17 protein-coding genes and 1 pseudogene are annotated in these 17908 nt (G+C 72.7%); 12 read left to right on the top strand and 6 right to left on the bottom strand.

Annotation, left to right across the window (positions count from 1 at the left end; all coding sequences use genetic code 11):
* Positions 1-94 precede the first annotated feature (94 nt).
* Positions 95-1678, top strand: a complete 1584-nt coding sequence (locus LZG04_RS40345; RefSeq protein ID WP_233827234.1) for a glycosyltransferase family 87 protein — start codon at positions 95-97, stop codon at positions 1676-1678.
* Between the two features lie 18 nt (positions 1679-1696).
* Here the strand turns inward: LZG04_RS40345 and LZG04_RS40340 are convergent, their stop codons facing one another.
* Both LZG04_RS40340 and LZG04_RS40335 read right to left on the bottom strand, forming a co-directional pair.
* On the bottom strand, positions 1697-3097 hold the full coding sequence (locus LZG04_RS40340) for a glycosyltransferase family 87 protein (RefSeq protein ID WP_374202991.1): 1401 nt from the start codon (positions 3095-3097) through the stop codon (positions 1697-1699).
* The gene (locus LZG04_RS40335) at positions 3094-3864 is read right to left on the bottom strand and encodes a deoxyribonuclease IV (protein WP_233827233.1); all 771 of its coding nucleotides are present in this window, start codon (positions 3862-3864) and stop codon (positions 3094-3096) included. The genes LZG04_RS40340 and LZG04_RS40335 overlap by 4 nt, the downstream gene beginning before the upstream one ends.
* A gap of 156 nt (positions 3865-4020) precedes the next feature.
* Here LZG04_RS40335 and LZG04_RS40330 point away from each other — a divergent pair, with 156 nt between their 5' ends.
* The 6 genes from LZG04_RS40330 (at position 4021) to dnaB (ending at position 8528) form a co-directional block, all read left to right on the top strand.
* Complete coding sequence (locus tag LZG04_RS40330) at positions 4021-5022, top strand: hypothetical protein (protein WP_233827232.1); 1002 nt, start codon at positions 4021-4023, stop codon at positions 5020-5022.
* A gap of 129 nt (positions 5023-5151) precedes the next feature.
* Entirely contained in the window at positions 5152-5481 is a 330-nt protein-coding gene (gene rpsF, locus LZG04_RS40325; RefSeq protein ID WP_233827231.1) for a 30S ribosomal protein S6, read from the top strand.
* Positions 5482-5494: 13 nt separating this feature from the next.
* The gene (locus LZG04_RS40320; protein ID WP_141979896.1) at positions 5495-5992 is read left to right on the top strand and encodes a single-stranded DNA-binding protein; all 498 of its coding nucleotides are present in this window, start codon (positions 5495-5497) and stop codon (positions 5990-5992) included.
* A 51-nt stretch (positions 5993-6043) separates the two neighbouring features.
* On the top strand, positions 6044-6283 hold the full coding sequence (gene rpsR / locus LZG04_RS40315) for a 30S ribosomal protein S18 (RefSeq protein ID WP_033428226.1): 240 nt from the start codon (positions 6044-6046) through the stop codon (positions 6281-6283).
* Positions 6284-6296: 13 nt separating this feature from the next.
* Positions 6297-6755 carry a 50S ribosomal protein L9 gene (gene rplI, locus LZG04_RS40310; protein ID WP_233827253.1) on the top strand — a complete coding sequence of 153 codons (459 nt, stop codon included), beginning with the start codon at positions 6297-6299 and terminating at the stop codon, positions 6753-6755.
* A gap of 411 nt (positions 6756-7166) precedes the next feature.
* Positions 7167-8528, top strand: coding sequence for a replicative DNA helicase (gene dnaB, locus LZG04_RS40305; RefSeq protein WP_374202988.1), 1362 nt, complete (start codon positions 7167-7169; stop codon positions 8526-8528).
* A gap of 31 nt (positions 8529-8559) precedes the next feature.
* Here dnaB and LZG04_RS40300 read toward each other — a convergent pair whose 3' ends face one another.
* From LZG04_RS40300 to LZG04_RS40290, 3 genes are all read right to left on the bottom strand, one after another.
* Complete coding sequence (locus tag LZG04_RS40300; protein WP_233827230.1) at positions 8560-9126, bottom strand: dihydrofolate reductase family protein; 567 nt, start codon at positions 9124-9126, stop codon at positions 8560-8562.
* A 164-nt stretch (positions 9127-9290) separates the two neighbouring features.
* Positions 9291-10019 (bottom strand): dienelactone hydrolase family protein, encoded by a 729-nt coding sequence (locus LZG04_RS40295; RefSeq protein ID WP_233827229.1) that lies wholly within the window; start codon positions 10017-10019, stop codon positions 9291-9293.
* 136 nt (positions 10020-10155) lie between these two features.
* On the bottom strand, positions 10156-11148 hold the full coding sequence (locus tag LZG04_RS40290) for a YafY family protein (protein WP_233827228.1): 993 nt from the start codon (positions 11146-11148) through the stop codon (positions 10156-10158).
* Positions 11149-11229: 81 nt separating this feature from the next.
* Between LZG04_RS40290 and LZG04_RS40285 the strand changes: the two genes are divergently transcribed.
* From LZG04_RS40285 to LZG04_RS40265, 5 genes and pseudogenes are all read left to right on the top strand, one after another.
* Entirely contained in the window at positions 11230-11640 is a 411-nt protein-coding gene (locus LZG04_RS40285; RefSeq protein ID WP_233827227.1) for a VOC family protein, read from the top strand.
* Between the two features lie 4 nt (positions 11641-11644).
* A pseudogene (locus tag LZG04_RS40280) lies at positions 11645-11881 on the top strand (AraC family transcriptional regulator); the annotation flags it as partial.
* 77 nt (positions 11882-11958) lie between these two features.
* Positions 11959-12516 (top strand): TetR/AcrR family transcriptional regulator, encoded by a 558-nt coding sequence (locus tag LZG04_RS40275; protein WP_233827226.1) that lies wholly within the window; start codon positions 11959-11961, stop codon positions 12514-12516.
* 25 nt (positions 12517-12541) lie between these two features.
* Entirely contained in the window at positions 12542-13426 is an 885-nt protein-coding gene (locus LZG04_RS40270; RefSeq protein WP_233827225.1) for an exonuclease domain-containing protein, read from the top strand.
* A gap of 66 nt (positions 13427-13492) precedes the next feature.
* Positions 13493-14275, top strand: coding sequence for a GGDEF domain-containing protein (locus LZG04_RS40265; RefSeq protein ID WP_233827224.1), 783 nt, complete (start codon positions 13493-13495; stop codon positions 14273-14275).
* Between the two features lie 64 nt (positions 14276-14339).
* On the opposite strand, the gene LZG04_RS40260 is transcribed toward LZG04_RS40265, so the two are convergent.
* Positions 14340-17732: a hypothetical protein gene (locus LZG04_RS40260; protein ID WP_233827223.1), complete on the bottom strand. Its 3393-nt coding sequence runs from the start codon at positions 17730-17732 to the stop codon at positions 14340-14342.
* Positions 17733-17908: the final 176 nt, after the last annotated feature.

The raw sequence follows: 17908 nt of genomic DNA, 5'->3' as shown, positions 1-17908 counted from the left end.
GGGCCCCTCTTCGCGTCTCGGGTGCGGGCCGGGGCCCGCGGGTTCGCGGCGACCTCACAACTTCCGTTGACCCCTGCCCGTAGCATCCGTCCCCGTGGCCAGCCCCTCGCAGCCCTCGCAGGCGAACGCCGACGACACCGACTCGCTCAGCCCCGACGAGCGGGTCAACCCCACGTGGACCGAGCCGCTCGCGCGGGCGGCGAGCAGGCCGCTGGGCGGGCCCGTCGGTCGGCACGCGTCGGTCGGCAGGCAGTGGTTCTGGACGCCCGTGCGGGTGGTGCTGCTGTTCGCGGTCGTGACGCTGGCGCTGGCGTGGTTCCAGAAGTCGCCGTGCGTGCAGCAGTACGTGGACGACAACGGCGTGGTGCAGCTGGACTGGCGGGGCAGCAAGCAGTTCACCGCGATGTGCTACTCCGACACCGTGCCGCTGTACACCGCGGAGCGGTTGGACAAGCCGGACACCTTCCCCTACAAGACGTCCTGGGTGGACGACGAGGGCAAGCCCACCGCGCACGTGCGGTACATGGAGTACCCCGTGCTGACGGGCATGTTCCAGCTCCTCAACGCGCGCATGGCGCAGGGCTGGACGGTGATCGCCTCGTCCGGGTGGCTGCCCAACCCCATGACCGTGATCGTGTACTTCAACATCACCGCGCTGTGGCTGGCGCTGGCGTGGCTGGTGACGGCCTACGCGGTGGCGCAACTGGCCAAGCGGCGGCCGTACGACGCGGTCCTGGTGGCGGTGTCGCCACTGGTGATCGTGCACGCGTTCACCAACTTCGACACGTTGGCCACGGCGTTCGCGACGGCGGGCATGCTCGCCTGGGCGCGCCGCAAACCGGTGCTGGCGGGCGTGCTGCTGGGGCTGGGCGGCGCGGCGAAGCTGTACCCGCTGTTCCTGCTCGGGCCGTTGCTGCTGCTGTGCTGGCGGGCGGGCAAGCTGCGGGCCGGCTGGACCACGTTCGGCGCGACGCTGGGCACGTGGGCGGTAGTGAACGCGCCCATCGCGTGGCTCTACCCGGCCGGCTGGCGCGAGTTCTTCCGGCTCAACACCGAGCGCGGCGTCGACCCGGACTCGATCTACAACGTGATCGCGCAGTGGACCGGGTGGCAGGGCTTCGACCCGGGACTCGCGCACGGGCAGGCGCCCGAGGTGCTCAACACGGTCAGCGCGGTGCTGTTCCTGGTGTGCTGCGCGGCGGTCGGGTTCGTGGCCCTGTCCGCACCGCGGCGGCCCCGGTTCGCGCAGCTCGCGTTCCTGGTGGTGGCCGCGTTCCTGCTGACCAACAAGGTGTGGAGCCCGCAGTACTCGCTGTGGCTCGTGCCGCTGGCGGTGCTCGCCCTGCCCCGGTGGAAGCTGCTGCTGGCGTGGATGGTCGTGGACGCGCTGGTCTGGGTGCCGCGGATGTTCTTCTACCTCGGCGTGGAGAACAAGGGCCTGCCGATCGACTGGTTCCTGGGCGCGGTCGTGGCGCGGGACGTCGCGGTGCTCCTGCTGTGCGGTCTCATCATCCGCGAGATCTACCGGCCCAGCCTGGACAAGGTCCGCCAGGCGGGCGACGACGACCCGTGCGGCGGGTTCATCGACGGCGCCCCGGACCGGTTCGCGCTGCGGCTGCGCCGGTCGGACCGGTCGAGCCGCTCCGAGCAGCCGGTGGAGGCGGGCCAACCGGCGTGACGCGCGCGGGCCGGCCCCTCACGCGGTGGCGGTACGACGCCGGCGGTCCGGATCGAGGTCGCCGAACGTGACCTCCGACTTCAGGAACACCAGGAACAACGCCACCAGCAGCGCCGCCCGGCCCCACACCCCGATCACCACGGCCTGCGCGGCGAACCCGTCGTAGATGCCGGACGGCCGGCCGAACTCGATCGCGTAGTACCAGCGGAAGATGCCGACGCCCATGGCGAGGTCGGCCGCGAAGTAGGCCACCACCCAGCCCCAGTTCACCCGCAGCAGCACGAACATCGGCACCAGCCACAGCGTGTACTGCGGCGAGTGCACCTTGTGCAGCAGCAGGAACCCGCACAGCATCGCCGCCGACACCGCCACCCACGGGTAGCTGCCCTCACGCAGGTAGCGCCGCCACCCCAGCCGGCACGCCAGCGCGAACGACGCCAGGATCGCGACCGGCGACAGCACGCCGACCAGCACCTGCATGTCCTCGTCGGGCATGAACGGCCGCAGACCCCAGAACCAGACCGAGTTCGTGGTGATGTCGACCCGCCGCAGGCCCTGGAACGCGAACGACGCCTTCCACCCCGCGGGCCCGGCCAGCACGAACGGCAGGTTCACCAGCGTCACCGTCACCACCGCCGCCGACGCCACCCTCACCGCGCCCGCGACGTCGTACCGGGCCCCGCTCGGCAGCGACCGCCCACCCGGGCCGCCGGTCAGCACGTACAGGCACAGCGGCAGCACGAAGATCGCCGGGTAGAGCTTGAACGCGAACCCGATCCCCAGCAGCACCGACGCGGCCACCGCGCGGTCGACCAGCGGCCGCTCGCGCCGCCCCCAGCCCCGGTGCGCCACGTACACCGCCGCGACCGCGCACAGCACGACCGGCAGGTCCCAGTTGTGGAACGCGTAGAGCACCACCGGCGGGCCGAGCGCCCAGATCAGCGCCCGCCACCGGCTCAGCTTGCCCAGCAGCCACCCGGTGGCCAGCCCGAACGGGGCCATCAGCAGGGCGGAGAACAGCAGGAACGCCGCGTCGTCGTGCGCCGGGATCGCGCCCAGCCAGATCATCAGCCCGGTGAGCACCGGGTACTCGACCGCGCCGCCGACCAGCACGCCCTGGCTCGTGATGCCGCCGTCGACGTACGGGAACACGTGCCGGTCGACGTCACGGCCGATCCACAGGTGCTGGATGTCGGAGTAGCAGACGTCGGCCTTGTTGCGCTTCTCGTAGTCCGGCGCGCTGCGGCCCCACTGGTCGAACTCGGGCCCGGTGCAGCGGTCCTTGTTGAGGAAGCCGACGAACATCGTGAGCCCGCACAGGAGGACGACCGCGGCGAGCGCGGCCCGGCCGAACCTCGGCGCCCGCGACCCGGCGCCCGTGCGCTCCGGCACGGACACCACCTCCCGCGCCACGCTCAGCGGCCCAGGTGCTCGCGCAGGAACGCGATGTCCGCGGCCTGGCCCTCGTCCGGCGTCTCGACCAGCACCGGCGACCCGGCCGCGGCGGCCACCGCGACGAGCTGGTCGGGGTCGATCGTGCCGGAGGCGATGTTGGCGTGCCGGTCGCGCGCGGAGCCGAACTCGTCGCGGGAGCTGTTGAGGTGCACCAGGTCGATGCGGCCGGTGATGGCCTTCACCCGGTCCACGATGCCGACCAGGTCCTCGCCGGAGGCGAACGCGTGGCAGGTGTCCAGGCAGAACCCGGCGTCGAACTCGCCGACCGCGTCCCACAGCCTGCCGAGCATGTCGAACGTGCGCGCCATGGCGTTCTCGCCGCCCGCGGTGTTCTCGATCAGGATCGGGACCGCGAAGCCGCCGCTGTCGGCCTGCCGCTGGAACATCTTCCGCCAGTTGGCGATGCCCTCGTTCGGGTCCTCGCCCTTGGTGACGTGCCCGCCGTGCACGATCAGGCCCTTGGCGCCGACCTTCGCCGCCGCCTCGGCGTGCTGGAGCACGATCTTGCGCGACGGGATGCGGATGCGGTTGTTGAGCGAGGCGACGTTGGCCAGGTAGGGCGCGTGGACGAAGACGTCCAGGTCCGAGGCCAGCAACCCGTCGGTCTGCGGGTGCGGCTTCGGGGCCTTCCAGCCCTGTGGGTCGGCCAGGAAGAACTGCACGACGTCGGCGCTGCGTTCGGCGGCGGCGCCGAGCGGGTCGTCGTCGCGGACGTGGGCCCCGATGCGCATGGGTGTGCAGGGTAGTCGGGCGCTGCAACGCATCGGCCACCGCCGCCGATAGGAAATTTGTCATCGCGGGGGATGGTCCGCGTCACTATCAGCACCTACGCTCGTTACTTGCAAGTAGGTAACGCGGAGCGCGGGCGTCACGCCAGGAGGCCAGACATGCGGATCCGGCTCATTCGACTGGTGAGCGCGGCGGCTGTCGTGTTCGCGGTCGGCACGGCCGGCGCCGCCGCGGGCTCCGGGTCGGCCGCGGCCGCCGAACCCGTCGTCGTGGGCAGCTGCGCGACCACCGTGCAGGGCGCGCCGGGCACACCGGTGGCGCTGAGCCCGGCCGCGGTGCTCGACCCGATCGTGCAGCTCATCCGGGCGATCCCGCTGCTCGGGCCGCCGCTGGCGGAGCCGTTCCGCCCGGTGTTCACGGCCCTGCCGCCGATCCCGATCGGCGCCATCCCGACCGGATCCGGCGTGATCACCGGCGGCGAGATCGCGAACAAGGTCAACGCCGAGCTGGTCAAGCTGCCGCTGCTCGGGCCGATCATCGTCACCCTGTCCAACGGCGTGCGGACCGAGCTGACGAAACTGTGCGGCGTCACCGTGCAGGGCGTGAACACCGCCGTCGCGCCCGTCCAGGACGGCTCGCGGGCGCTCGCGGACGCCTCCCAGCAGGCGGTCGAACAGCTCCCGGGGCTGCCGGGCGGCAAGCCGTCGCCCAACCCGCCGCCGCAGACCGGTCAGCCCGGCGGCACGCCCGGCACCTCCCAGCCCGGCGCCACCCCGCCCGCCGGGAATCCGGCCACCAGCCCGGTCGGCGGCGTCGGCGGGCTCGACGTGCCGCTGTACGGCTCCAACCCGTGGGGCGGCAACTTCGGCCGCGTGCCGCTGTTCAGCTACGGCGCCCTGCCGTTCGCCGTGCCCGGCCGGTACGCGCCGTCGCCCGGCGTGCGCTACGGCGGCGGCGTGAGCGGCTACCGGCCCGGTTACGGCGTGCCGGGCGCGGGTGACGACGACGGCGTGCAGACCGCGGGCCGCGCCCAGGCCCTGCCCGGCTCCGGCCGGATGGGCGGCGGCGTGGCGGCCCCCGTGCTGCTGGCCGTGCTGCTGCTGTCGTGCGTGACGGGCGCGCTCGTGCGCACCTGGGTGCTGCGCCGCGCCGTCGCCTGAGCGGCCGCGGCAAAGGCCCTGGTAAACCCGACCTCCACCACCTGTTACCCTTCTCGGGTTGCTGACGCGACGACCCTCCTGCCACGGAACGTCCGTGGCCGCCGAGTCCACAGGAGGTGAGTGGTCTTCATGCGTCATTACGAAGTGATGGTCATCCTCGACCCCAGTCTCGACGAGCGCACGATCGCGCCGTCCCTTGACACGTTCCTCAACGTCATCCGCACCACGGGTGGCAACGTGGAGAAGGTCGAGGTGTGGGGCAAGCGCCGGCTGAGCTTCGAGATCAACAAGAACTCCGAGGGCATCTACGCCGTCCTCGACCTGATCTCGACCCCCGACGCGGTGAAGGAGCTGGACCGCCAGCTGGGTCTGCAGGAGACGGTGCTCCGGACGAAGGTCATCCGGCGCGAGCCCGCCAAGGCCGCGAAGACCGCGGCGCGAATCGCCGCCAAGGCCTAGGAGCCCCCGACACATGGCAGGCGAGACGACGATCACGGTGGTCGGCAACCTGACCGCCGACCCCGAGCTCCGCTTCACCCAGTCCGGCGCCGCGGTGGCGAGCTTCACCGTGGCCTCCACCCCCCGCACGTTCGACCGGGCGAGCGGTGAGTGGAAGGACGGCGAAGCGCTGTTCCTGCGGTGCAACGTGTGGCGGCAGGTCGCGGAGAACGTGGCCGAGTCCCTCACCCGCGGTTCGCGCGTGCTCGTGACCGGGCGGCTGCGCCAGCGTTCCTTCGAGACGAAGGAAGGCGAGAAGCGCACCGTCATCGAGCTTGAGGTCGACGAGATCGGCCCCTCGCTGCGCTACGCGACCGCGAAGGTCAACAAGGTGAGCCGCGGGGACGGCGGCGGCGGCTTCGGCGGCGGCGGTCAGTCCCGCGGTGGCGGCGGCGGCGCACCGGCCGACGACCCGTGGGGCTCCGCGCCCCCGGCCGGCTCCGGTGGCTTCGCCGACGAGCCCCCCTTCTAGACCGGCACCGGTCCACTCCACACTTCACTGCGTAATACCAGGAGTTCACACATGGCCAAGCCGCCTGTGCGCAAGCCCAAGAAGAAGGTCTGCGCGTTCTGCAAGGACCGCAACGCCAACCTGATCGACTACAAGGACACCACCCTGCTCCGGAAGTACATCTCGGACCGGGGCAAGATCCGCGCCCGCCGGGTCACCGGCAACTGCTCCCAGCACCAGCGCGACGTCGCGGTCGCCGTCAAGAACGCCCGCGAGATGGCGCTGCTGCCCTACACCTCGACCGCTCGCTGAGAAAGGGGACGGCATCGTGAAGCTCATCCTCACCGCTGACGTGACCGGCCTCGGCGGCCCCGGCGACATCGTCGAGGTCAAGGACGGCTACGGCCGCAACTACCTGCTGCCCCGCGGCCTGGCGATCCTCGCCAGCAAGGGCGCGGCCAAGCAGGTGGAGGTCATCCGCCGGGCGCAGGAGACCCGCCGGGTCCGCGACCTGGACCACGCCAAGGAGATCAAGGCCACGCTCGAGGGCCTCGGCTCCGTGACGCTGAAGGCCAAGGCCGCGGCCGGCTCGAAGAAGCTGTTCGGCTCCGTCACCTCGTCCGACGTCGTGTCGGCCGTGCGTGCGGCCGGCGGCCCCACGCTGGACAAGCGGGCCGTCGAGATCGCGGGTCACATCAAGACCCTCGGCAAGCACTCGGTGAACGTCCGGCTCCACCCGGAGGTCACCGTGTCGCTCTCGGTCGAGGTCGCGAACGCGCTCTGACGATCACCGGAAGCGCCGTTCGACCAGGTGTTCTGGTCGGGCGGCGCTTTCGCACGTCCGCCTGTGGACAACTCCTGTGACACCTCGTGCGCGACACGCCGTGGCCGCGGTTGCACGCGACACGCCGAAGGTGTGACGAACGACTTTTCCACAAACTTATCCACAGGCTCTGACCTGCGTTAACTTTTGTCTGGGCCTGAGTTGTACCCAGGTTGTCCACAGCTTTCCCCAGCCCTGTGGTCAGCTCGGCCCGGCCATCCCCAAGCTGTCCACCGAGTTGTCCACAGGTGGGTTTGCCTACGCCATCCAGGTGGCTCTAGCGTCGCTGGACCACGGGCGTGGCGTGGCGGACATTGTCGGACCCACGAGGTACAACAAACCCGCACGGCAGCAGATTGGGGTGAGCTCACGGTGGCGCTGGTGGACGACCGGGGCATGGCCGAGCCCGGCTTCGAACGGCAGCCGCCGCAGGACCTCGCCGCCGAGCAGTCGGTGCTCGGCGGGATGCTGCTGAGCAAGGACGCGATCGCCGACGTGGTCGAGGTCCTCGCGCCCAACGACTTCTACCGGCCCGCGCACCAGGCCGTGTACGACTGCATCCTCGACCTGTACGGCCGGGGCGAGCCCGCCGACCCGATCACGGTGTCCGCCGAGCTCGAACGCCGGGGCGAGCTGCTGCGCGTGGGCGGCGCGCCGTACCTGCACACCCTGATCGCGACCGTGCCGACGGCCGCCAACGCCTCCTACTACGCCGAGATCGTGGCGGAGAAGGCCGTGCTGCGGCGGCTGGTCGAGGCGGGCACGCGGATCGTCCAGCTCGGCTACAACGGCGCCGAGGGCGCCGACGTGGACGAGGTCGTGGACCGGGCGCAGGCGGCGATCTACGAGGTCACCGAGCGCCGCACGACCGAGGACTACGTGGTGCTGGAGGAGCTGCTCCAGCCGACCATGGACGAGATCGACGCCATCGCCTCGCGCGGCGGCTCGTCACTGGGCATCCCCACCGGCTTCGCCGACCTGGACGAGCTGACCAACGGCCTGCACCCCGGCCAGATGATCATCGTCGCCGCCCGTCCCGGCGTGGGCAAGTCGACGCTGGGACTGGATTTCGCCAGGTCCTGCTCGGTGAAGCACGGGTTGACCAGCGCGATCTTCTCGCTGGAGATGTCGCGCACCGAGATCGTCATGCGCATGCTGTCGGCCGAGGCGCGGATCCGGCTCGGTGACATGCGCGGTGGGCGCATGAGCGACGACGACTGGACCCGGTTGGCGCGGCGGATGAGCGAGATCAGCGAGGCGCCGTTGTTCGTGGACGACTCGCCGAACCTGACCATGATGGAGATCCGGGCGAAGGCGCGGCGGTTGAAGCAGCGCCACGACCTGCGGCTGGTGGTGGTCGACTACCTCCAGCTGATGTCGTCGGGCAAGCGCAGCGAGTCGCGCCAGCAGGAGGTCTCGGAGTTCTCCCGGAACCTGAAGCTGATCGCCAAGGAGCTCGAGGTGCCGGTGATCGCGATCAGCCAGCTCAACCGAGGCCCGGAGCAGCGGACCGACAAGCGCCCGCAGCTGTCGGACCTGCGCGAGTCCGGCTCGCTGGAGCAGGACGCCGACATGGTGATCCTGATCAACCGCCCGGACGCCTGGGAGCGCGACGACCCGCGTGCCGGCGAGGCGGACCTGATCATCGCCAAGCACCGCGCCGGCCCGACGGCCACCATCACCGTGGCCCACCAGCTGCACTACAGCCGCTTCGCCGACCTCGCCCAGGGCTGACCCGGCCCCTGCGGCGCGTGGGTGGCGCGGTTCAGCGCCTCGTCTCGTACCTGGTCAGGACCGCGCCGCCAGGCATCGCCCGCGTTTCCACCAGGTCCAGGTTCACCCAGTCGTCCAGCGCGGTGAAGAACGGGGTGCCGCCACCGACCAGGACCGGGTGGGTGATCAGCAGGTACTCGTCGATCAGCCCGGCACGCATCGCCGCCGCGGCCAGCGTCGCGCCCCCGATCTCCATCGGGCCGCCCGCCTCGGCCTTCAGCCGGGTGATCTCGGCGACCGCGTCCCCGGTGACCAGGCGGGTGTTCCAGTCGACCCGGTCGAGCGTCGAGGAGAACACCACCTTCGGCGTGTCCCGCCAGTTGCGGGCGTACTCGACCTGCGCCGGGGTCGCGTCGGGCTGCTCGTCGGCGGTCGGCCAGTGGGAGCTCATCGCCTGCCACAGCTTGCGCCCGTACAGCATCAGGTCGATGCCCAGCTCCCGGTCGAGCCAGAACCCGAACAGCTCGTCGTTCGGCGGGCCGCTCCAGCCGATGTCGTCGCCGGGCGCGGCGATGTAGCCGTCCAGGGTCACGTTCATGCCGTAGACCAGTTTCCGCATGGCCAGCCTTCCGTCCGCGGGTGTCCGGCGTGTGGACCAGCGCGGTGACTCGGGCATGCCGCCTGATCTCGACGTCGCGCGGTGCGACCCTACAGCCGTCCGGTCGCACGACCGCCCCGACCGGTGTCGATCGGGGCGGGTCGTGCGGCCGCCTGCCTACGGCCTCACCTCAGGTGGCGGGTGAGGAACCGGGTGGCGTCCTCGCCCTCGAAGTCCGGGACGCCGGTGTGCCCGCCCAGGTTGGCGTGCAGCGTCTTCTCCCGCGAGCCGAAGGCGTCGAACAGGTCCAGCGCCAACTGCCGGTCGTTGCCCTCGTCGTCCCACTGGAGCAGGACCAGCAGCGGAACGGTGACCTGCCGCGCCTCCTCGACCATGGCGCGCGGCACGTAGCTGCCGGCGAACAGCACGGCGGCCGAGATGCGCGGCTCGACCACCGCCAGCCGGATGCCGACGCCGATCAACCCGCCCGAGTACCCGACCGGGCCGCCGACCTCGGGCAGCGCCAGCACGGCGTCGAGGGTGGCCTGCCACTCGGGGACCGCCTGGTCGACCAGCGGGGGCACGAGTCGTTCGACGATCTCGTCGACCGGCTCGCCCGCCTCCAGGGCCCGGCGCAGGTCGGCGCGGGCCTGGTCGGCCGCAGCGGAACGGGGTCGGTCGCCCGCGCCGGGCAGCTCGATGGTGACCGCGGCGAAGCCCTGCGCCGCGGTGTGCCGGGCCCGGGCCGCCACTCGGGGGTACATCCGGCGCAGCCCACCGGGGTGGCCGACCAGGACCAGCGGGGCGGGCGTGGGGGAGGAGGCGGGCGTCCAGAGGATGCCGGGGATCTCGCCGAGGGTGAACTCGCGTTCGAGGACGCCGTCGTCGAGGCGTTGTTCGGTGGTGAATCGCACGGTCGTGCCTTTCGGGAGTGCTCGCGGACGGCGCTCCCGGACGACCTACCGCCCGACCGTGACCCCGGAGGGGAGCACCCATGTCGACATGTGCACGGGTACCACCTCCTCGTTCTCTCGCACGGCCGCCGGAACGCTAGCAGTGCTCGCCGTCGCCCGCCAACGATTTGTGGCGGGCGGCCACGGCGACGGCGCGGTCGTGCAGGGCGACGCGCAGCCAGTGCGGTGCGAGCACCTCGGCGTTGGTGGAGAGCTGCCACAACGCCCACTCGGCGTGCCGCCGGTCCTGGAACGCGACCTCCAACCGCGGCCAGCCGCCCGGGTCGGCGGTTTCGGCGAGGACGGCCACCGCGGTGCCCACCAGGTCCTCCCGCCGGGCCGGCGCCACCCGCACCAGCGCGGTCACCTGGTCGTCACCGGCGCGGAACCGGGTGCTGCGCTCCTGCCACGCCCGGTCGAGGTCGACCCGGTCCGGTCGCTGCGCGGGTTCGTCGAGCTCCTCCGCGGCCAGGATCCGCGACAGCCGGTAGGTGCGGTCCGCGCCGGACCTCGTGGCCAGCAGGTAGCCCTGGTCCCGCACGGTGACCAGGCCGATCGGGTCGACCGTGCGCCAGCGCGGTTCCTGGCCCACCGCCGCGTAGCGGATGCGCAGCTTGTGGCCCGCGAACACCGCGCGCCGGACCTGCGCCGCCACCGGGCCGGGCACCTCGTCGACGACCTGCCGACGCGCGAGCAGGTCGGTCTCGGGGTCGATGAGCAGGCGCTCGGCCACGCCGGCCGCCGTGTCGCGTTGGCTCTCGGGCAGCGCGTCGACCACCTTGAGCACGGCCGAGGCGAGCGCCGAGCCCAGGCCGAACGCCTGCGCGCCGCGCCGTGAACCCGCGACCAGCAGGGCCAGGGCCTCGTCGTGGTTGAGCCCGGTGAGCTCGGTCCGGAAACCGGGCAGCAGCGCGAACCCGCCGTGCCGGCCGCGTTCGGCGTAGACCGGGACGCCGGCCGCGGACAGCGCCTCGACGTCGCGCAGCACGGTGCGCGTGGACACCTCCAGCTCGCGGGCCAGCGCCGTGGCCGACAGCCGGCCGTGCCGGCGCAGCAGGAGGACCAGCGAAACCAACCGGTCGGCACGCACGCGAGCACCCTAGACGTCCGGGGCACGGGAGCGATCAGGAATCGAGAAGCGCAGGTCAGACCGCCGACCTAGGCTCGGCGCATGGACCTCACGATTCACACGAGCTTCCTGCCGCACGACGACCCGGAAGCGTCCTTGACCTTCTACCGCGACGTCCTCGGCTTCGAGGTCCGCAGCGACGTCGGGCAGGGTCGGATGCGCTGGATCACGGTCGGTCCCGCCGGCCAACCGGACACGTCGATCCTCCTGGCCCCGCCCGCCGCCGACCCCAACGTCACCGAGGACGAGCGCCGCACCATCACCGAGATGATGGCCAAGGGCACCTACGGCTGGATCCTGCTGGCCACGCGCGACCTCGACGGCACGTTCGCGAAGGTGCGCGAGGCCGACGGCGAGGTGGTGCAGGAGCCGACCGTGCAGCCGTACGGCATCCGCGACTGCGCGTTCCGCGACCCGGCGGGCAACCTGGTCCGCATCCAGGAAGTCGGCTGACCGGGTGTGCCACCCCGGGTGGGCCCGCGCACGCGCCGCCGCGCGCCGGTTGGAGGACCTGAAGCGGTTGCGCCGGGTGCGTGACCGGATCGACCGCGAGCACGCGCGGCCGCTGGACGTGGTGGCGCTGGCCCGGGCCGCGAACGTGCCCGCCGGCAGCCTGAGCCGCGAGTTCCGCGCCGCCTACGGCAAGTCGCCGTACGAGTACCTGCTCGCGCGGCGAGCCGAGCGGTCGAAGGCGGCCGCCGCGCTCCGGGCCGCCGTCCCCGGCGGTTGTGGATCATTCCCGCACCGCAGAACTGCGCTTACGATCGAACGATGCCACCCGACGCGGCGCGGCGCAGCGACCGTTCGAGGCGGGCGATCCTCGTGGCCGCGCTGGAGCTGCTCGAGTCGCTCGGCTACTCCCGGTTGACCATCGAGGCGGTCGCCGCCCGGGCCGGGGTCGGCAAGCAGACGATCTACCGCTGGTGGCCGTCGAAGGGGCCGTTGCTGTTCGACGCGTTCGTCGAGTTCGGGCCGGTCGGGCCGGACGCGCTGCCCAGCGGTGTGCTGGCGGTCGACCTCAAGCGCGAGCTGCGGACCGCGGCCGAGGAGTTGGCCGAACGGCGGTTCGACCAGGTGTGCCGGGTGCTGGTGCACGAGGAGCGCACGGACCTGGTGACGTTGCTGCTGATGCCGCGCCGGATGGCGCTGGAGGACCGATTACGCGCGGCCCAACGGGTGGGTGAGGTGCGGGCCGACGTCGACGTGACGGCGGCCGTGGAGTTGTTGCTGGGCCCCGTGTACCAGCGGTGGTTCCTGCGCACGGCGCCGTTGACCGGCGAGTTCGCCGACGCGGTCGTCGATCTCGTGCTCCGCGCGCTGGCCGCGTGACCATGATCGGTACTGTCCGTCGATCATGGGGTACGCCGTGGTCGACGTGGAGACGACCGGGTTCGCCGCGCGCGGTTCGGACCGGGTGGTCGAGGTGGCCGTCGTCGGGTTGGACGACGCGGGCCGGGTGACCGACGAGTGGTGCACCCTGCTGAACCCCGGGCGCGACCTCGGGCCGCAGCACGTGCACCGCATCCGCGCGGCCGACGTGTGGCACGCGCCGACGTTCGCGCGGGCCGCGGGCGCGTTGGCGGCGCGCCTCGCCGGGCGGGTGGTCGTCGCGCACAACCTGTCCTTCGACGCCCGGTTCCTGACCGCCGAGTTCGCCCGCGCCGGGGTGGACCTGCCCGTGACGGGCCTGTGCACGATGCGCCTGGCCGACCGGTACCTGCCGAACCGGGCCGGGCGGTCGTTGGCGGCGTGCTGCGAGGCCGCGGGGGTGGTGCTCGACTCGGCGCACTCCGCGTTGCACGACGCCCGCGCCACGGCCCGGCTGTTCGCCCACTACCTGCGGTTCGGCGTGCCGCAGGCCGAGCCCGTGCCGAGCCTGCCGCTGCCCGACGACGTGGTCGAGGTGCGGCGCGGGGTGGCCGCGCCGGTGTCGCGCCGGCCGGAGCTGGTGGCGTTGGTGCGCGGTGACCGGGTGGTGTTCACCGGGCAGATGCACGCGCCGCGCGAGGAGTGGGTCGACCGGGCGGCGTCGGCTGGGCTGGTCAGCCAGGGTCACGTGACCAGGGCGACGCGGGTGGTCGTGGCCGCGGACCCGTTCACGCTGTCGACCAAGGCACAGCGGGCGCGAGCGTACCGGGTGCCGATCGTGTCCGAGGAGGACTTCGCCGGGATGCTGGACCGGCTGGGCGTTACACCTCCGGCCAAAGATCACCGGACCGGGTGGCCTCGGGGCTATTGAAAGCCCGCTGCCCGCGGGGGAGGCTCTTCACGGACAGGCCCTGCCTCAGCGGAAGGCACGAGTCCTATGAGTACCGTGGAGACAACGGCTTCCCGTGCGGTGTGGGACGAGTTCGTCTCGGACCTCCCGGTCGGGGTACTGCTGCAGGACGAGCACGGCGTGGTGCTCGCCGCGAACCCCATGGCGTCCTCGCTGCTCGGTGACGCCCGCGCCCGTGACGACTCCGGCGCGCCCCTGCCGACCTGTGCCGAGCTCGCCGCGCAGGTGCTGCGCACCGGGTCGCCGCTGACGATCCCGATGGTGCTGCCGCACGCGCAGGTCTGGGCCGAGTACTACCCGATCGTGGTGCGCGGGCAGGTGCTGGTGCTGCTGCGGCCGGTGCAGGCGGACGTGCCGCACAGCGCCGGGCTGCTCGACGCGCTGACCGGGCTGCCCGGCCGGGCGCTGCTGCTCGACCGGCTGGACCAGGCGTTGATCCGGGCCCGCACCCAGGGCACGTTGGCGAGCCTGGTGCTGGCCGACGTGCACCGCATGGCGGCGGTGAACGCGGCGCACGGCTTCAAGCGCGGCGACGAGCTGCTCACCGTGCTGGCGAAACGGTTGCGGCAGGGCCTGCGCGCCGACTACACGGTGGCCCGGTACGGCGGCGACTCGTTCGCCGTGGTCGCCGAGCACCCGAACGGCAGCGGCGAGGAGGTCGCGGCCCGGGTGCGCGAGCTGGCCGGGCGTGCGGTGCGGCTCGGTGGCGAACGGGTGCGGACCGGGGTGCGGGTGTGCTGGGTGACCAGCGACGGCGAAGCGCCGGTGCACTCGGTGATCGCGCACGTCGAGGAACTCCTGCGCCACTGACCCGTGAACGCGGGCCGGGCCCCTGGCACGTGAGGTGCCAGGGGCCCGGTCGCGGGGAGGTGGATCAGATGCGCGGCAGCACGGTCGTGTCCTCCAGGGCGTTGAACACGCTGCGCGCGTCCATCGCCGCCAGGGCCGGGGCCTGCGTCTCGGTGAACCGCGTCGGGCCGACGCCACCCTGCACCGGGTTGACGTTCATGCCGCTCAGCGCCATCGGCGGCACCAGCGGGGACTCGCTGCGCGGCTGGGCCACGCCCGGCACCGGCAGCACGAACGGCAGGCCGGCCGGAGCCGCGACGGGCAGCGACGACACCGTGCGGCCGCCGCCGGTCAGGCTGTGCAGCGGCAGGTCGTCCACCGCCGGGATGCCCTGCGTCTGCACCAGGTCGCCGACCAGCGGCAGGGTGCCGCCGAACGAGCGCTCTTCGGAGTCCGACCGCACCGACCGGGTCAGCGAGGACACGGCGGGCGCCGAGCGGAACGCGGCCCGCGCGACTTCGCCGACCTGCTCGATGCCGGCCAACCGCGGCAGCTGCTGGGTCGGCAGCTCGGCCTGGGTCAGCGCGCCGACCGGGCCGGTGACCGAGGGCGGCAGCTCCGCCTGGGACAACGCGCCGATCGGGGCCGACGGCGAGGGCAGCTCGGCCTGCGACAGCGCGCCGATCGGGGCCGTGGGCGACGGCAGCTCCGCCTGGGTCAGCGCGGCCACCGGGCCACCGGCGGACGGCTTCACGGCCTTGACCGCGTCCGCGTCGGGCCGCGGGACCGCACGGCTCAGCAGCGCGCCGCCCGGCAGCTGGGCCTGGCGCAGGCCCGCGATCGGCAGGCCGCGCAGCTCGTCCAGGCCGGGCGTGCCCAGCGGCACGGTGTACTGCGGCAGGCGGTTCACCAGGCCCAGGTCCGGCAGCTCGGTGACCTGCAACAGGCGGTCGACGCCGGCCGGGAGCTGGATGCCCCGGTTCGCCTCGGGCGCGCGGGTGTCGTCGCCCTTGTCGTCACCGGTGCGCACGTCGTTGCGGTCCTGCGCGTTCGCGGTGGCGGTGCCGACCACGTCCACCGGGATGCCGAACAGGCGGGCGAACGCCTCGGTCGGCACCTCCAGGTCGTGGGAGGTGACCGGGCCGCGGCCCTCGGTGGTGGTGACACCACCGGACTGGCTGCTCGACCGGCTCGCGGTCGCGGCGTCCGCGAGGCCGCCGACGGTCACCGCGTCACCGTGCACCGACGGCGTGACGCCGGCGGGCGCGGTGAACAGGTTGCCCGACCACGCGCTGTCCTCGGCGGAGGTCAGGTGCTCGCCGCCGGCGATCAGACCGGTCCGGTTGTCCGTCTGCGACTCGCCGTTGCCGGCCGCGGTGAGGGTGTCGCCGAACACCTGCAACGGGACCGCGGGCTGCGCGCCGATGCCGTTGCCGGAGAACGAGCCGTCGTCGCCGGAGGTCTGCACGTCGCCGCCGGAGTGCGAGCCGAACTGGTTGCGGCTCTCCGACTCGACGTTGCTGCCCGCGCCGACCGCGCTGCCGAACACCTGCGGCGAGGACGCCTCGGGCAGCGAGAGCACGTTGCCCGACAGCGAGCCCTCGTCGCCGGTGGTGATGGCGGTGCCGCCGGAGCGGGAGTCGAGCTTGCTGTCGGTGTCGGACGAGCCGTTGCCGACGGCGACGGCGGAGTCGCCGAAGACCTGGGCCGGGTTGGAGGTGGGCACGTGCACGATGTTGCCGGAGACCGAACCGTGCTTGCCGTTGGCCTTGGGCGGGTTGCCGAGGTCGATCTCGGTGTCGCTGTCGGTCTTCGACGTCGGGTTGGCGACCGCGCCGGCCGCGTTGCCGAACACCTGGCCGCCCAGGGCGGTCGGGGTGGAGATCACGTTGCTGGACACGGTGCCGTTGTCGTCCACGCTGGTCGCCACCCGGCCCGAGCGCACGTTCTTGTTCTCGGTGGCCCGGCCGGTGGGCGTGCCCGCCGCGCCGACGCCGTTGCCGAACGCCTCCGCGGGCAGGCCGACCGGCACCTGGCCGATGTTGCCGGAGCCGACCGCGTCGTTGCCGGTCGTGCCGTTGTAGCCGCCCGAGTCGACGGTGACGTCGTTGCGGCACTCGGCTTCGGCGATGCCGCCGCCGGTGAGGCCGTTGCCGCACAGGTCGGCCGCGCCGGCGGGCGGGAGGTTCGCCGCGTTGGCCGACAGCACGGACCGGTCGCCGTTGGTGTAGGTGTCGCCGCCCGCGACCGCGTCGGCCGTGTTCGCGTGCCGGGCCGCGGTGGTGCCGATGCCGGACAGCGAGTTGCCCGCGCCGGAGACCGGCAGGGCGAGCGGGGCGTCGCCGAAGTTGCCGGACAGCACCGAGTCCTGGCCGGAGGTGTAGCTGTTGCCGCCCGCTTCGGCGTCGTGCGCCATCGCGTTGGTGACGCGGGCGTTGCCGCCGCCGGCCAGCGCGTTGTCGCCCGCGGCGACGGGGCCCGCGAACGCGGGCTGGACCACGTTGCCCGCGAGGGTGGCGCCGTTGCCGGAGGTGGAGGACCACATCGGCAGGTCGGTCCGGTCACGGTTGGTGGTGCCCGCGTCGGACGACGCCCGGTTCTCGGTGACGGCCTCGGCGTTGCCCACCGCGCCGACGCCGTTGCCGGTGACCGCGACGATCGGGGCGACCGGCACGCCGAGCACGTTGCCGCCCGCGGTGCTGCGGTCGCCGGTGGTGCTCAGCGAGCCGGTGGCCTGCGCGTCGCTGGACGACGTGGCCTCGGTGTAGGAGTTGCCGCCCGCGGCGACCGCGTTGTTGGTCACCTGCGCGGGCAGCGCGCCCTGGACGGCGGCGATGTTGCCCGACAGCGAGCCGTCCTGGCCCGAGGTCTTGATGTCGTCGCCGGCGACCGCCTGCTGGTAGGAGGTGGCCCGGGACTCGGCGTTGGCCAATGCGGCGACGGCGTTGCCGTTGACCTGGGGCGCGACCGCCGCGGCGGCGTGCGCCACGTTGCCCGCCAGGGGGGCGTAGGAGCCGTCGGTCCGGATCTTGTCGGCGCTGGTGGCCGACTGCACGCAGATGCCTTCGGTGTAGGCGTTGCCGCCGGCGGCGATGGCGTTGCCGCAGGCGCTCACCGGCACGACCAGGTCCGCGTCGGCGGTGTTGCCGCGGGTCAGGCCCGAGGAGTCGACGCCGGTCAACCGCTCGTGCGCGGTGCGCACCAGCGGGTTGGCCTGCACGTCGAGGTCGCGCACGGGCCCGCTGCTCAGGCTCGGGGTGCCGATCTCCTGGTGCACGGAGGGCAGGTCGTGGTTGCCCACCGGGGTGCCCAGGTTGTTGTGGTCGACGTCGACCGGGACGCGGACCTTCGCGTCGAGCGCGTTCGGTTTCGCGTCGGGGTTGACGTTCTCCTGGGCTGAAGCGATGCCCGTGCCGAGCATCAGCAAACCACCCGTGACAAGTGCGGTCTTCAGACCGCGCTTGGCCCAGGTTTGCATGGGTTCTCCTTCTTCAATGTCCCTTGCGGGAGGTGAGGGGTGGTCGGACGCTGGAGCGCGTCGGAGACGACGACCACCCGGGTCATCTGGAGGGGGAGCGCGGCATCTCGACCGGTGTGGGAGCGCACGCGAAGCGGCGCGACGGTCGATTACCGGGCCGGCTCGACGATGAGCCG

Origin of the sequence: Saccharothrix sp. S26 (assembly GCF_021390395.1) — a bacterium.
In the GTDB taxonomy this organism is placed as follows: Bacteria; Actinomycetota; Actinomycetes; order Mycobacteriales; family Pseudonocardiaceae; genus Actinosynnema.
The sequence above is the reverse complement of the archived record's forward strand: the minus strand, read 5'-3'. Positions and strand labels throughout refer to the sequence as shown.